This is a genomic window from Anaerolentibacter hominis (assembly GCF_032380675.1).
Lineage (GTDB): Bacteria > Bacillota > Clostridia > Lachnospirales > Lachnospiraceae > Anaerolentibacter > Anaerolentibacter hominis.
Window position 1 is genome coordinate 441,782 of record NZ_JAWDIX010000002.1, and the last position, 13,732, is coordinate 455,513.

The window sequence follows — 13,732 nt, forward strand, 5'->3', positions numbered from 1 at the left end:
TGAAATAGTGTATATGTATCTTGAGAGACATTCGTTTTTTGCGGATGTCTCTTTTTATTGCATAGGAAGCGTACCTGCGTTTGTTGATTATAATTTGTATGGGCGGTTATACTAACACCAGAAATAAGGTTTGACAGGGAGTGTACTTATGGAACCCATGATTCGGCTGGAGCATATAACGAAAAAATTTATGAATGGAAATGCCGGGATTACGGTTCTTAATGATATTAGTTTATCCGTTGATGCCGGTGAAATATACGGAATCATTGGTTCTTCCGGTGCGGGAAAAAGCACTCTGGTCCGCTGTATGAATTTCCTGGAGAAACCTCAGCAGGGGCAGGTTTATATCGAAGGGAAGCTGTTAAACCAGATGTCGCCCCGGGAGCTGAATGAAACAAGACAATCTATGGGGATGATATTTCAGCAGTTCGGACTGCTGATGCAGCGCACGGCCCTGGACAATGTCTGCCTTTCCATGGAAATAAAAGGTATATCCCGTAAAAATGCCAGAGAAAAGGGAAAAGAACTTCTGGAACTGGTAGGCATGCCGGACAAAATGTACGCATATCCCTCCCAGCTGTCAGGAGGACAGAAACAAAGAGTGGCAATTGCAAGAGCACTTGCAGTTAACCCCAAGATATTATTTTGCGATGAAGCCACAAGTGCGCTTGACCCGACCACAACCCAGTCTATTCTGGAACTGCTGGAAAATATTAATCAACAGTTCGGCATTACGATTGTTATGATTACTCATCAGATGGAAGTGGTTGAGAGAATTTGCCGGAAGGTGGCTGTGCTGGACGGGGGCAAAATTGCTGAGGAGGGTCCTGTGTCCGAGCTGTTTGCCAGTCCGGAGACAGAAGCTTCCCAGAGGTTGATTTATAAGGCCGGGTGGAAGATGAAAATCCCCCCTCACAGCAGAGAATACCGGATTGTTTTCGATGGTCTGTCCTCCTATCAGCCGGTTATCGCGGATATGGTACTGGAATGTCAGATTCCGGTTAATATTCTGTATGCAGATACGACTAATCTGGGAGGGCAGGCGGTGGGGCAGATGGTCATCCAAATTCCGGACGGCGCACAAGGAGAGATAACCGGATATTTAGAGCGGCTTAAGATCCGTTATGAGGAGGTAAAGGGATATGCCTGAACTAGCAAAAACACTGCTGACCGGATTGGGTGAAACCCTTTATATGACAATCGGAGCCTCGGTTTTAGCCTATCTGCTGGGTCTTCCTCTGGGCGTTCTTATTTTTACAAGTGAGAAAGGCGGCATCCGTCCCCGACGTACGCTGCACACGGTATTAGGCATCACAGTGAATCTGCTGCGGTCTGTTCCCTTTATTATTTTGCTAATTGCGGTAATGCCTTTTACCAGATGGATTGCAGGTACCACAATAGGTTCCACGGCAACGATCGTACCTCTGGTCATTGGTTCTGCACCCTATGTGGCAAGACTGACGGAAACCTCCTTAAAGGAGGTGGATGCGGGGCTGATTGAGGCGGCGCAGTCCATGGGGGCATCGGACCGGCAGATTGTGTGGAAAGTGCTGCTTCCGGAGGCCATACCGTCTCTTCTGCTGGGAGGCACGATTGCGGTGACAACAATTCTGGGATATTCTGCTATGTCAGGATTTGTTGGCGGCGGGGGCCTGGGGGATATTGCTATTCGATATGGATACTATCGTTACAATACACCGGTTATGTTTTTGACAATCGGGATTCTGGTCCTGATTGTACAGATCATCCAGGAAACGGGACTTTCGCTGTCCCGCAGAAAGGATAAGCGAAACCGATAACAGGAGGAATCATAGAAAGATGAACAGTAAACAAATAATGGCTATGGTATTGGCCGGGTGCATTATCCTGCTGGCGGGATGCTCCGGACCGCAAAACGCAAATGACAATATAATCCGGGTGGGGGCAAACGCTTCACCTCATGCGGAAATACTCAGGCAGGCACAGGGAATGATGGCGCAGAGAGGGTATACGCTTGAAATCATTGAATACTCAGACTATATTCAGCCGAATCTGGCGCTGGATTCCAGAGAGCTGGACGCCAATTATTTTCAGCACGAACCGTATCTGGAACGGTTTAACGAGGAGAGAGGAACCGATCTTACGGCAATAGCGGCAATCCACTATGAACTCTTTGGCGTCTACGGCGGAAAAACAAAATCACTGGATGAGTTAAAGACCGGCGCGGTGATTGCAGTGCCCAATGACACAACAAATGAAGCCAGAGCACTGATGCTGCTGGAAGAGCTGGGACTTATCAGACTGAAGGAAGGAAGCGGCATGCTGGCCACGACCCAGGATATTGAGGAAAATATGGGACAGTATGAAATATTGGAATTGGAAGCGGCCCAGATTCCAAGATCCCTGAGAGATGTGGATCTGGCTGTCATGAATGGTAATTATGCGCTTGCGGCAGGCTTAAGTATAAGGAAAGACGCCCTGGCAAAAGAAGATGAACTTAGGGGCGCAGTGGAGACCTATGCCAACATACTGGCGGCAAAGGCCGGAGAAGAAGCGAATCCGGGTATCCAGGCCCTGGCGGAAATTCTAAAGAGCGAGGAAATTCAGACTTTCATAGAGGAAAACTATGGAGGAAATGTACTGCCGGTTTATTAAAATGGAGCCGACAACCGTTGCAAACTTGAATAGATATTATATTGCCAGGTACAGAGAAACATGGTAAGCTGTAAATGCGGATTACCATGTTTCTCTGCTTCTATATCACTTAAAGATTTGATTTCATTTCTCTCACAAAAATCAGTGAATGAATCCATTACTTCTTTGTTTTGCACCTTGACAACCAGATAGACTTTACATAAATCATATGCTATAATTTTGATACCTGTAAATTGTGGTTTTCTGCTGCGTCCAAAGGCAGCAGAGAGAGGAGTTACTGCGATGACAGACCATGAAATAATGCAGACAATGCAGGGAATGTTTGAGCCGGTTCACAGACAGCTGGCAGATATGGATAGCAGAATAGAGAATTTGCAGAGTGACATAGATAAGCTGAAACTGCAAAATGAAAATATTATTATTCCTGCTCTCCAAATACTGGCGGAGAATTATATGCCGGCAGCGGTTGCCTATGAAAAGGATACTTCCAGGATCGGAATCCTGGAAAGGCGGATGGATACGGTGGAAACAGTTGTTGAAGAACACAGTAAAGTGTTAAATACAATCGCATAATGGGATAGTATAGACAAGGTGTGAAGTCAAAGACTAGACACCTTATGTTTATGGGATATACATAAAATCTTTTTTAGGAGCGGAGGATACATGATGAAACAGAAAGCACCAGAGGTAATATGTATGGGAATGGCTGTTGTGGATGTCTCGGTTACCGGATACGGAAAGGCTCGTTACAGTGCTGAGATGGTACTGGCAGATTCTGTGTCAATTCACACCGGCGGGGACGCGCTTAATGAAGCCGTAATCATTTCAAGACTGGGGCACACGGTCAAGCTGGTGTGCGGCGTTGGGGAGGATGAAGCAGGAGAAATTGTTACGAACCATGCGCAGAAGGAAGGGGTGGACATCAGCGGAATCACCCGCTATCCGGAGGGGCATACGCATATTTCTATTCCGATGATTCATCCGGACGGGGAGAAAACGATGGTCTCCACAGGGCCGTATTCGGCTCCGTACTATACGCCGGATCTGTCAGTTCTGGAACCGGTCAAAGTGCTGTCGCTGGGGAGTCTGTTCAGAGATCCGTTTAATGATAAGGAAATATTGCTGGAGACAGTGAAAACGGCAAAGGAAAATGGAACGATAGTCTGTGCGGATGTGAAGCTGAATGACGGGAAGAAGATGTTGAAGGATATCAAAGAAGCACTGCCGTACATAGATTATATTTTCCCGAATGAGGGCGAGGCCAGGAACTATACGGGCAGAGAGGATCTGGACGAAGCGGCGGACGTTATTCTGGGCTATGGTGTGAAACATGCAGTGATCAAATTAGGGAAGGATGGATGTCTGGTAAAGTCAAAGGATACCAGAATGATTGTTCCAAGCTATCCGATTGAGGCTCTGGATACAACCGGCTGCGGCGATAATTTTGCGGCGGGCTTTATTACCGCTTTGGTAGAGGGTAAAACCCTGCGGGAATGCTGCGAATTTGCCACGGCAGTGGGAGCGGTGGCGGCGCTGTCGGTGGGCGCGACGACCGGTGTGACCAGCCGGGAAAAGGTGGAGGCCTTTATGAAAGAACAGAAGCGGGGAGAATAATCCTGCATGTTAAAATGGACATAGATAAGAAGGGAGAAGAGGATATGGAAGGAACAACGGCAGAAGTAATCTGTGTGGGTCAGGCACTGGTGGACTGTATTTTGAAGGGGTGGAATACCACGCCTTTGAATAACAATGTTTATGTGGCGGAGTCGGTCTCTATCAACATCGGAGGGGACGCGTACAATGAGTCGGTGATCGTTTCACGGCTTGGACATCATGTAAAATTGATGTGCGGGCTTGGAAGGGATGAGGCCGGCCGGATGATCACGGAGAAAGCCCAGGCAAGCGGTGTTGATTTAAGCGCAGTGGTGTATGATGATGAGGCAAAATCTCCGATCACGAATTTGATCGTAGACGATAAGGGAGAGAGAAAATCGGTTAGTACCCCGGCTCATCTGGTAGAGTTTTTCCGGCCGGATGTCAGCCAGTTTAAGGGCGTAAAAGTGATTTCAATAGCCAGTTTATTCCGGGCGCCGTTTAACAAGCCGGATATTGTTTTGGAAGTGGCGAAAGCCGCAAAGGAAGCAGGAGCAATTCTATGCGCGGATGTTAAGGTTGCCAACTGCAATCAGCTGATGCTGGAGGATATTAAGGAAGCACTTCCCTATATCGACTATATTTTCCCGAATGAATCGGAGGCAGAATTTTATACCGGCAAGGAAACCTATGAGGAGATGGCGGATGTACTGCTTGGATATGGGGTGAAAAACGTTATTATAAAGACCGGGCCGGAAGGCTGCTTTGTGAAGAACCAGGAGGAATGTTTTACCGTTCCCGCCTATAAGCTGCATGCGGTGGACGGCACCGGAGCAGGAGATAATTACGCCGCAGGATTTATTGACGGGCTGCTGCACGGTATGAATCTTCGTGAGTGCTGTGATTTTGCCACGGCTGCCGCCGCAATCTGCGTACAGTCCATCGGCGCTACAACCGGTGTAAAGAGCAGAGAACAGGTGCTTGATTATCTGAAAACTACAGAAAAATAGCTGTAAATTGGTTAGAATAGCCCGACAGATAACTATGGATATATTTACCAGATGATGTAAATGCAGGTTCTTATAAGGACCTGCATTTTTTGGAAATATTAACCTGAGAACCGACAGTATAATCCTGATGAAATCCGTGAATCATTTATGTATCGAAAACACATAAATGGTGGAGGAGGTTTCTCTATGGCATTATATAAGGTTGAAATCTGCGGGGTCAATACATCCAGGCTGCCGATCTTAAAGGAACAGGAAAAACAGGAGTTATTTAAACGGATTCTGGATGGCGATCAAAGAGCAAGGGAAGCTTATATTAAGGGAAATCTCAGGCTGGTGCTCAGTATTATTCAGCGGTTTGCAAACAGCAGCGAAAACATGGACGACCTGTTTCAGATCGGCTGCATCGGATTAATAAAAGCGATTGATAATTTTGATATTACACAGAATGTGAAGTTCAGTACCTATGCCGTTCCCATGATAGTGGGGGAAATCCGGCGCTATCTCAGGGATAATAATTCGATCCGGGTCAGCCGGTCTTTAAGAGATACGGCGTATAAGGCAATCTATGCAAGAGAGGCCATGATAAGAAAAAATGACAAGGAGCCAACGATTGAAGAGGTGGCTGCTGAGATCGGCTTAAAGCCGGAAGACATAACCACAGCCCTGGACGCCATACAGAGCCCTGTTTCTCTCTATGAACCTGTCTATTCGGAAGGCGGGGACACCCTCTTTATTATGGATCAGATCAGTGATAAAAATAATAAAGAAGAAAACTGGGTGGAGGAGATCTCTCTGCGCGAGGCGATGAACAGGCTGTCGCAGAGGGAACACAATATTATCGACCTGCGTTTCTATCAGGGAAAAACACAGATGGAAGTAGCGGAGGAAATCGGTATCAGCCAGGCACAGGTGAGCCGTCTGGAGAAAAATGCACTGCGGTCCATGAAAGGATATTTGAGTCAGGAAAAGGATCAATAAAAGAACAGGGCAGGGCTGAATCAGAACCTGCCGCATAAGAAACTAGAAACACCGGAGCGCATGTCGAACCGGTGTTTGCTTTTTGCTGTTATCATGGTATAATATCTAATGATATTATACCAGTGCCGGAGCAGCTGTTCGGAAAGGGAGGGATTGTATGGACGCATGGAATCCGTGGCATGGATGCCGCCGTGTCAGTCCGGGATGTAAGCATTGCTATGTGTTTCGAAGAGACGAAGAATACGGACTCAATCCGCAGGAAATCCGTAAAACGAAAAGCTTTTCACTCCCCGTGCAGAAAAACCGCAGGGGCGACTACAAGCTGAAACGGGAGAAAGAGATTTTTACCTGCGGAACCTCTGATTTTTTCCTGGAGGAAGCCGATGAATGGCGGATACAGGCCTGGCAGATGATCAGAGAACGGAGTGACCTGGATTTTTTGATTATTACAAAGCGAATACAGCGGTTTACCGTCAATCTGCCGGAGGACTGGGGGGAAGGATACCCGAACGTACATATCGGATGTACCTGTGAGAATCAGAATCGGACAGATTACAGAATGCCTGTTTTCCTGTCGCTGCCCATCTGCCACCGCCATATTATACATGAACCTATGCTGGAGCCGATTGAGATCGCCGGTTATTTAGAGCAGGGCGGGATCGAAAGTGTTATCTGCGGCGGAGAGTCAGGGCCGGAGGGCCGGGTATGCGACTATGCCTGGATCATGAACACGATGCTCCAGTGTGTGGAACATGATGTCCCGTTTCACTTTAAGCAGACCGGAACACATTTTAAACGGGGAGAGAAAATATATACAATTGACCGGAAGGATCAATGCTCCCAGGCGGCGAAAGCCGGAATTGATTATAAATATAAAAGCTAGGACAGAGGAGAAAAGCCGCTTGACTTTTCTCTTCTTTTTATTATAATAGTTAAATATTGAACTGTTCAAAAAAGAACCAAAGGAGGATCTATGAAACCTAAGATTAGCCTGCTGACAGATGGGCGTAAGATAAGGAAGGCATATGAAAGTTCATTTAAAGAATTTGTGCAGGCATATGGGCTGACACAGAATGAACTGGATGTGCTGCTGTTTCTTGCCAACAATCCCGGATATGACACGGCAAAAGATATTGTGGAAATGAGACTGCTGTCCAAATCCCATGTCTGCAAGTCGGTGGAAACACTGACCAGAAGAGGTTTCCTCACCGGTATTCAGGACGAGCGGGACAGGCGCAGTATTCATCTGACCGTGCTGGAAGCGGCCGGTCCGGTGGTTGCACAGGCCCGGCAAATACAGCGGGAGTTCTATGAACTTCTTTATAAGGGCATCACACCGGAAGAACGGGATGTACTGCAGAAGATATTCAGAAAAATGTCTGAAAATCTTAGACATATTTAAAAAACAGACAAAGGAAGGTTAGACAACTATGATTGGAAAATTAGCGGTATATATTATTGCAGGCCTGGGAGCCGGCATTGGAACAGGGCTCGCGGGACTATCTGCGGCGGCGGTCATCTCCCCGATGCTGATCACTTTTTTGGGCTTTCCGGCCTATGAGGCAGTGGGCATTTCATTGGCATCCGATGTGCTGGCGTCGGCTATTTCCGCTTATACCTATGGAAAGAATAAAAACCTGGACATCCGCAACGGACTGATCATGCTCTGTTCTGTACTGGTCTTTACCATGGTAGGAAGCTATGCGGCTTCCAAAGTGCCGAATCAGATGATGGGCGGTTTTTCTGTATTTATGACCTTCCTGCTGGGAATTAAATTTATTGTGCGGCCCGTTATGACGACAAAGGATAAGCTGGCGGAAAAGAGTGGGAAGACAAAGGTGATCCAGTCGCTGCTCTGCGGTACACTGATCGGTTTTATCTGCGGATTTATCGGCGCCGGCGGCGGGATGATGATGCTCTTAATCCTGACCAGCGTTCTGGGGTATGAATTAAAAACAGCCGTTGGCACCAGCGTTTTTATCATGGCTTTTACCGCTTTTACCGGAGCGGCTTCCCATATGGCGATCGGAGGATTCCCTGATCCGCTGGCACTGGTTGTCTGTGTGCTGGCTACGCTTTTAGGAGCCAGGGTTGCGGCCCTATTCGCGAATAAGGCAGAGCCGAAGGTACTCAACCGGATTACCGGTATTGTGCTAGCCGTGCTGGGCCTGGCGATGGTCATTGTAAAGCTTGTGGGCTAAAATATTTTGTCAGCCTATCCGCGGCAAAGAGGTCTCATATAAAAAAGCGTCCTTTAGAGGACGCTTTGCTTTATTCCCTCCGTATATTCGGTAGGGAGGGTGGTATCATATTTTTTCATCAGTACATGGCGATAGAGATTTGAGGCCATGATCTCTTTATTCAGGCGGCACAGTGCATCTTCGCAGAGGCCTGTTTCGGCTGCGGACATCTTTAGCAGCAGAGGGAGAGAACAAACCGACCGTATTTCTTTTAAGAGATTTGCACCGGCAGGGGAGAATCCCAATACCCTGAGATAGGAAAGCTTTTGATCCACAGGCCGTATTCCCAACAGAATATGGAGGAGACTTCGGTTAATGCGGGTTCTGGTGTACTGCTTTGTTTTAAGCAGTTCTGCGAAACCGGTAAATGTCCGGTATTCTTTCCTGCATCCGACGATCCGGTTGGCCAGATCCGGGGTGACATCCAGATATCCGGTGAGAGAATCCGCCGATTCCTGACAAAGACGGAGAAAAAGGTAGTCGGAAAAGTCATCTTCTGATACCGGTCCCCGCCTCTGCCAGGAGTCTCTCAGAAGCCGGTAGACCGATGGGGGCAGCGCGGGGCTGATTTCTTCCGGAATATCTGCCCTGCCTGACAGAACCTTCCGAATACCAGAGGCGGAACTAAAAGGCGCGGCAGCACCCGGATCGTGATATCCGCTGCCCTTTCTGGCTAGAGTAAAGGGCTCTATGCTGCTGCCGGATTCGTTCAGTGCACGCAGATATTCCAGAGCCAGGATATTGTTTGGGGAGGATAGCAGCATGGAAGCCTCCGCCCGGTCCCGGTCCGGTAATTTAGCTGCCAGAAGTTCAAACCTGGCCTTTGCATAGGACATGCCCTGTTTCAGCTTCCGGTCCAGCTCCGGCTTCCAGTCGGGCCCCTCCTCGCCCAGCAGCGAGGCATAGCGGGACAGAAGGGACAGATCCCCGGATTCGCTTCCAAAGCTTAAAACATCTATGATTCCCAGAGCACTCAGACAGGCCACGCCGCCCCGGGCAAAATCTCCGGCACTGGCCGAAGAAAAAGCCAGAGGCAGTTCCAGGACCAGATCGGCACCCCCGGCAAGGGCCATGCGGGTCCTGCTATATTTATCCAGAAATGCGGGGGTTCCTCTCTGTACATAATCACCGCTCATAACGACCACGATATGATCAGCTCCCGTCTGCTTCCTGGTCTCATCAATATGATAAATATGCCCGTTATGGAAAGGATTATATTCTGCAATAATTCCGGCTGTCTTCAACAGGTATCCTCCCTTCGTTGCCCGCCCGCAGGAGCTGGGCGGTATTGTGAAGAGGCAGATGCGCTCTGCCTGTATCCTGATGGTAAGTGTAGCATACCTGACAGGCCAAGACAAGGCCCGGATGGCAGCTGAAATGGTCGGAGAAGGGCCGTATGTACAGGAAAAAATACAAGGGGCCGCTCTTGTGTACGCTGTGGGAATAGTTTATAATGAAAAATAACCGAGCGGAGCGAGGTTATTTGCAACTTCTCAAAAAGCAAAGCGTTTGAGAAGGGCCCCGTGCATTGCGGAGCGAGACTTTTTGCAGTTTCTCAAAAAGCAAAGCGTTTGAGAAGGGCCCCGTGCATTGCGGAGCGAGACTTTTTGCAGCTTCTCAAAAAGCAAAGCGTTTGAGAAGGACCCCGTGCATAGCGGAGTGAGGTTATTTGCAGCTTCTCGAAAAGCCGCCGAGAGAACGTGATAATTCAACAAGTGTTATCCGGTTTGAATCAACAGGAAGGAGATAGGAATATCATGAGTTTTATTGATGTAATTAAGGAGAGGGCAAAAAGCAACAAAAAGACCATTGTGCTGCCTGAGTCAATGGATGAGAGAGTGTTGGAGGCAGCTTCTAAAATTCTGGCTGAGGACATTGCCAATATTATTATTGTAGGCAAAAAGGATGAGGTTGATAAGCTGGCCGGCGGCAAAGACCTGTCCAAAGCAGTGATCGTGGACCCGGAGACTTCGGATAAGCTGGAAAGTTACATAGATTTACTTGTAGAGCTGAGAAAGAAAAAAGGCATGACCCCGGAGGAAGCCAGAAAGCTTCTGACCGGAAATTATATGTATTATGCCTGCATGATGGTGAAAACAGGGGACGCCGATGGTGTAGTATCGGGTGCCTGCCACTCCACCGCAGATACCCTTCGTCCCTCCCTTCAGATTCTGAAGACGGCGCCGGGGACAAAGCTGGTATCCGCATTTTTTGTTATGGTAGTTCCGAATTGTGATCTGGGAGCAGACGGCGTATTTGTTTTCTCCGACTGCGGTCTGGTGCAGAATCCTTCACCGGAAGAACTGGCTGCAATTGCAGGAAGTTCTGCAAGGAGCTTTGAACTTCTGGTAGGCCAGGAGGCAAAGGTTGCCATGCTTTCCCATTCTTCAAAGGGAAGTGCGAAGCATGCAGATGTAGACAAAGTGGTAGAGGCAGTTAAAATTGCAAAAGAAGAGTATCCGGATCTCAAGCTGGACGGAGAGCTTCAGTTGGATGCTGCGATTGTTCCAAGCGTAGGCGCGTCCAAAGCACCGGACAGCGAAATTGCAGGTAAGGCCAACGTGCTTGTGTTCCCGGATCTGGATGCAGGAAATATCGGCTATAAACTGGTACAGAGACTGGCTAAGGCGGAAGCTTACGGCCCGGTTACCCAGGGAATCGCAAAGCCGGTGAATGATCTTTCCAGAGGATGCTCAGCAGACGATATCGTGGGCGTTGTGGCCATTACAGCGGTACAGGCAGGTGTTAACAACTAATTAATCATGGAAGTAGATAAGACTCCCCCCTCTATAGGTGGTGAGTAAATAACAAATTCGTCTTGGCGGGAGTCTAATCTCCTTCCAAGATAAAGCCTCCGGCGGATTGCAGAGCCGCACAGACGTATTATGTCATGCAAAGCATGACGTGCGGCTCGCAGCAAGTACGCCGAGGCGTACTTGAATACAGATAGAATGGATGATGAGTATGGATAAACGAAAAATAATTTTTGACTGTGATCCTGGAACCGATGATGCGGTTGCTATGCTGGTGATGCTTAATTCCCCGGAGTTTGAGATCCTGGGTATTACAACAGTGAACGGCAACCGGGCGGTGGAACTGACCACGGAAAATGCCCTGCGTGTGGTAGAATATGTTGGCTCTGACGTCCCTGTGTTTAAAGGGTGTTATCTTCCGATGGTGGCGACAATCCACCCGGAGAGAAGAGCCGAATTTCCGCGCTACCACAAAGTAGACATGCATGGGGATTATCTGAATCTGCCGGCTGCTACCATTAAGCCCCAGCCCCAGCATGCAGTGAGCTGGATTATAGATACGCTTCTTAAGTCAGAAGAAAAGATTACCCTGGTTACGGTAGGGCCTCTGACTAATATCGGAATGGCACTTCGGCTGGCTCCGGAGATCGCGCAGAAGGTAGACGAAGTCCTGATTATGGGCGGTGCTTACGCGGCGGCAAACCGGACCCCCAGCGCCGAGTTTAATATTTGGGGAGATCCTGAGGCGGCACAGATCGTGATGCAGTCTCCTATGAAGAAAATTCTGTTCCCGCTGGATGCTACCTGGAGGGCATGTATCCGGCCGGCGGATATTGAGGAGATGAAAGAGATTGGCACGCCTCCCGCTCTCGCGGCGGCGGATATGATTTCCCTCCGTATACAGGCATATGAGGCACAGGATGTTTCCGAAGATAATAAGAAATTGAGAGAGACGCCGGGCAGCGTATGTTCCCAGGTGCTCTATCAGATGGGGCCAAGTGCCGCGGCCGTTCATGACGCACTTCCGGTGGTTTACATGATCGACCCTGAGGTGATCACGGAGATGCCTGCGGCGGAAATAAATGTAGAGATCGCCGAGGGCCTCTGCGATGGAAGAACGGTAATCGATTTCCACAACTGCGCCGAAGAAAAAGGCCAGATTTCCCAGGTTGCCATGAACGCAGATGAAGCAAAATTTGCTTCTATTATAAAGGAGCGGCTGAATTATACAAAGGCTCTTCAGTAGAGGGAGAGCAGCGCAGGAAAGTGCGTACAGGATTTTGAAGAGAAAAAAGGAGAAGTAGTACAATGAATATTTTAGTTATCAATTGCGGTAGTTCCTCATTGAAATACCAGTTGATCAACATGGATCACGAGTCGGTTCTGGCAAAGGGTCTGTGCGAAAGAATCGGGATCGACGGCTCCAAGCTGACACACAAACCGGCGGGAAAAGACAACTATGTGGTAGAAAGCCCGATGCCGGATCATCAGGTAGCGGTAAAGATGGTACTGGATGCCCTGCTGGATGAAACCCACGGTGTAATCAGCAATATTGATGAAATTTCCGCAGTAGGCCATCGTGTTCTTCACGGCGGACAGTTCTACAGCGACTCAATTATCGTAAATCCGGATGTGAAACGGGTTATCCGGGAATGTTTTGATCTGGGACCGCTGCACAATCCAGCCAACTTAATCGGTATTGAGGCCTGCGAGAAGGCAATGCCGGATAAGCCCCAGGTTGCGGTATTTGATACGGCATTCGGCCAGAGCATGCCGGAGAAGGCATATTTGTATGCGATTCCGTTTGAGTACTATGAGAAATACAGCATCCGCAGATACGGCTTCCATGGAACCAGCCACAGCTTTGTGTCCAAAGAGGCGATTAAATTTGCAGGTCTTGATCCGGACAACTGTAAAGTTATTGTATGCCATCTGGGCAACGGCGCCAGTATTTCGGCATCGGTAAATGGAAAATGTGTGGATACCAGTATGGGACTGACTCCGCTTGAAGGTATTATCATGGGAACCAGAAGCGGTGATCTGGACCCGGCCATTCTGCAGTACATAGCCAATAAAGAAGACAAGGATATCAATGAAATTCTGGATATCTTAAATAAAAAATCCGGTATTCTGGGCCTGTCCGGGGTTTCCAGTGATTTCAGGGATGTAAACAAGGCGATGGAAGAGGGCAATCACAGAGCAAAAGTAGCACTGGAAGCTTTCGTTTATCGTGCAGCAAAATATATCGGCGCTTATGTGGCGGCAATGAATGGTGTGGACGCTATCGCTTTTACAGCCGGCGTAGGTGAAAATGACGGAATGGTCCGGGCAGAAATCTGCGATTATCTGGGCTATCTGGGCGTTGAGATTGACAGCGAGGCAAACAAGGTCCGGGGTGAGCTTAAGATGGTTTCCAAACCGGAATCCAAGGTCAAGGTTATGGTGCTTCCGACAAACGAAGAGCTGGCGATTGCCAGAGAAACACTTGCCCTGATTTAAATCAGATTATAATAAGAAGAAAGAA

At 48.4% G+C, this 13,732-nt stretch carries 14 protein-coding genes; 13 read left to right on the forward strand and 1 reads right to left on the reverse strand.

Annotated features, from left to right (window positions below):
* Window positions 1-148 precede the first annotated feature (148 nt).
* The 10 genes from ABCW47_RS11250 to ABCW47_RS11295 all read left to right on the forward strand — a co-directional run bounded on the left by ABCW47_RS11250 (window position 149) and on the right by ABCW47_RS11295 (window position 8,416).
* On the forward strand, window positions 149-1,150 hold the full coding sequence (locus ABCW47_RS11250) for a methionine ABC transporter ATP-binding protein (RefSeq protein WP_343210012.1): 1,002 nt from the start codon (window positions 149-151) through the stop codon (window positions 1,148-1,150).
* A complete protein-coding gene (locus tag ABCW47_RS11255) occupies window positions 1,143-1,799 on the forward strand; it encodes a methionine ABC transporter permease (RefSeq protein WP_343210013.1) in 657 nt (218 codons plus the stop codon). Before ABCW47_RS11250 ends, ABCW47_RS11255 begins: the two co-directional genes overlap by 8 nt.
* 19 nt (window positions 1,800-1,818) lie before the next feature.
* A complete protein-coding gene (locus ABCW47_RS11260; protein WP_343210014.1) occupies window positions 1,819-2,634 on the forward strand; it encodes a MetQ/NlpA family ABC transporter substrate-binding protein in 816 nt (271 codons plus the stop codon).
* A 282-nt stretch (window positions 2,635-2,916) separates the two neighbouring features.
* Window positions 2,917-3,207, forward strand: coding sequence for a hypothetical protein (locus ABCW47_RS11265; RefSeq protein WP_343210015.1), 291 nt, complete (start codon window positions 2,917-2,919; stop codon window positions 3,205-3,207).
* Between the two features lie 90 nt (window positions 3,208-3,297).
* Entirely contained in the window at window positions 3,298-4,248 is a 951-nt protein-coding gene (locus ABCW47_RS11270) for a carbohydrate kinase family protein (RefSeq protein WP_343210016.1), read from the forward strand.
* Between the two features lie 14 nt (window positions 4,249-4,262).
* Window positions 4,263-5,237, forward strand: coding sequence for a carbohydrate kinase family protein (locus ABCW47_RS11275; RefSeq protein WP_343210017.1), 975 nt, complete (start codon window positions 4,263-4,265; stop codon window positions 5,235-5,237).
* 186 nt (window positions 5,238-5,423) lie between these two features.
* Window positions 5,424-6,215, forward strand: a complete 792-nt coding sequence (gene sigG / locus ABCW47_RS11280; RefSeq protein ID WP_343210018.1) for an RNA polymerase sporulation sigma factor SigG — start codon at window positions 5,424-5,426, stop codon at window positions 6,213-6,215.
* A 157-nt stretch (window positions 6,216-6,372) separates the two neighbouring features.
* Window positions 6,373-7,098, forward strand: coding sequence for a DUF5131 family protein (locus ABCW47_RS11285; RefSeq protein WP_343210019.1), 726 nt, complete (start codon window positions 6,373-6,375; stop codon window positions 7,096-7,098).
* Window positions 7,099-7,188: 90 nt separating this feature from the next.
* Entirely contained in the window at window positions 7,189-7,617 is a 429-nt protein-coding gene (locus ABCW47_RS11290; protein ID WP_343210020.1) for a MarR family winged helix-turn-helix transcriptional regulator, read from the forward strand.
* Window positions 7,618-7,645: 28 nt separating this feature from the next.
* Window positions 7,646-8,416, forward strand: coding sequence for a sulfite exporter TauE/SafE family protein (locus tag ABCW47_RS11295; RefSeq protein WP_343210021.1), 771 nt, complete (start codon window positions 7,646-7,648; stop codon window positions 8,414-8,416).
* Window positions 8,417-8,469: 53 nt separating this feature from the next.
* Here the strand turns inward: ABCW47_RS11295 and ABCW47_RS11300 are convergent, their stop codons facing one another.
* A complete protein-coding gene (locus tag ABCW47_RS11300; RefSeq protein WP_343210022.1) occupies window positions 8,470-9,699 on the reverse strand; it encodes a tRNA(Met) cytidine acetate ligase in 1,230 nt (409 codons plus the stop codon).
* 513 nt (window positions 9,700-10,212) lie between these two features.
* Here ABCW47_RS11300 and pta point away from each other — a divergent pair.
* The 3 genes from pta (at window position 10,213) to ABCW47_RS11315 (ending at window position 13,707) form a co-directional block, all read left to right on the forward strand.
* Window positions 10,213-11,211, forward strand: a complete 999-nt coding sequence (gene pta, locus ABCW47_RS11305) for a phosphate acetyltransferase (RefSeq protein ID WP_343210023.1) — start codon at window positions 10,213-10,215, stop codon at window positions 11,209-11,211.
* Between the two features lie 208 nt (window positions 11,212-11,419).
* Window positions 11,420-12,454 (forward strand): nucleoside hydrolase, encoded by a 1,035-nt coding sequence (locus ABCW47_RS11310; protein ID WP_343210024.1) that lies wholly within the window; start codon window positions 11,420-11,422, stop codon window positions 12,452-12,454.
* Between the two features lie 62 nt (window positions 12,455-12,516).
* Window positions 12,517-13,707, forward strand: coding sequence for an acetate/propionate family kinase (locus ABCW47_RS11315; protein WP_343210025.1), 1,191 nt, complete (start codon window positions 12,517-12,519; stop codon window positions 13,705-13,707).
* Window positions 13,708-13,732: the final 25 nt, after the last annotated feature.

What these genes read in the sequence shown, in the direction of transcription:
- ABCW47_RS11250 (WP_343210012.1), top strand. Translation starts at nt 149, where the DNA reads ATGGAACCCATGATTCGGCTGGAGCATATAACGAAAAAATTTATGAAT.
- ABCW47_RS11255 (WP_343210013.1), top strand. Translation starts at nt 1,143, where the DNA reads ATGCCTGAACTAGCAAAAACACTGCTGACCGGATTGGGTGAAACCCTT.
- ABCW47_RS11260 (WP_343210014.1), top strand. Translation starts at nt 1,819, where the DNA reads ATGAACAGTAAACAAATAATGGCTATGGTATTGGCCGGGTGCATTATC.
- ABCW47_RS11265 (WP_343210015.1), top strand. Translation starts at nt 2,917, where the DNA reads ATGACAGACCATGAAATAATGCAGACAATGCAGGGAATGTTTGAGCCG.
- ABCW47_RS11270 (WP_343210016.1), top strand. Translation starts at nt 3,298, where the DNA reads ATGATGAAACAGAAAGCACCAGAGGTAATATGTATGGGAATGGCTGTT.
- ABCW47_RS11275 (WP_343210017.1), top strand. Translation starts at nt 4,263, where the DNA reads ATGGACATAGATAAGAAGGGAGAAGAGGATATGGAAGGAACAACGGCA.
- sigG (WP_343210018.1), top strand. Translation starts at nt 5,424, where the DNA reads ATGGCATTATATAAGGTTGAAATCTGCGGGGTCAATACATCCAGGCTG.
- ABCW47_RS11285 (WP_343210019.1), top strand. Translation starts at nt 6,373, where the DNA reads ATGGACGCATGGAATCCGTGGCATGGATGCCGCCGTGTCAGTCCGGGA.
- ABCW47_RS11290 (WP_343210020.1), top strand. Translation starts at nt 7,189, where the DNA reads ATGAAACCTAAGATTAGCCTGCTGACAGATGGGCGTAAGATAAGGAAG.
- ABCW47_RS11295 (WP_343210021.1), top strand. Translation starts at nt 7,646, where the DNA reads ATGATTGGAAAATTAGCGGTATATATTATTGCAGGCCTGGGAGCCGGC.
- pta (WP_343210023.1), top strand. Translation starts at nt 10,213, where the DNA reads ATGAGTTTTATTGATGTAATTAAGGAGAGGGCAAAAAGCAACAAAAAG.
- ABCW47_RS11310 (WP_343210024.1), top strand. Translation starts at nt 11,420, where the DNA reads ATGGATAAACGAAAAATAATTTTTGACTGTGATCCTGGAACCGATGAT.
- ABCW47_RS11315 (WP_343210025.1), top strand. Translation starts at nt 12,517, where the DNA reads ATGAATATTTTAGTTATCAATTGCGGTAGTTCCTCATTGAAATACCAG.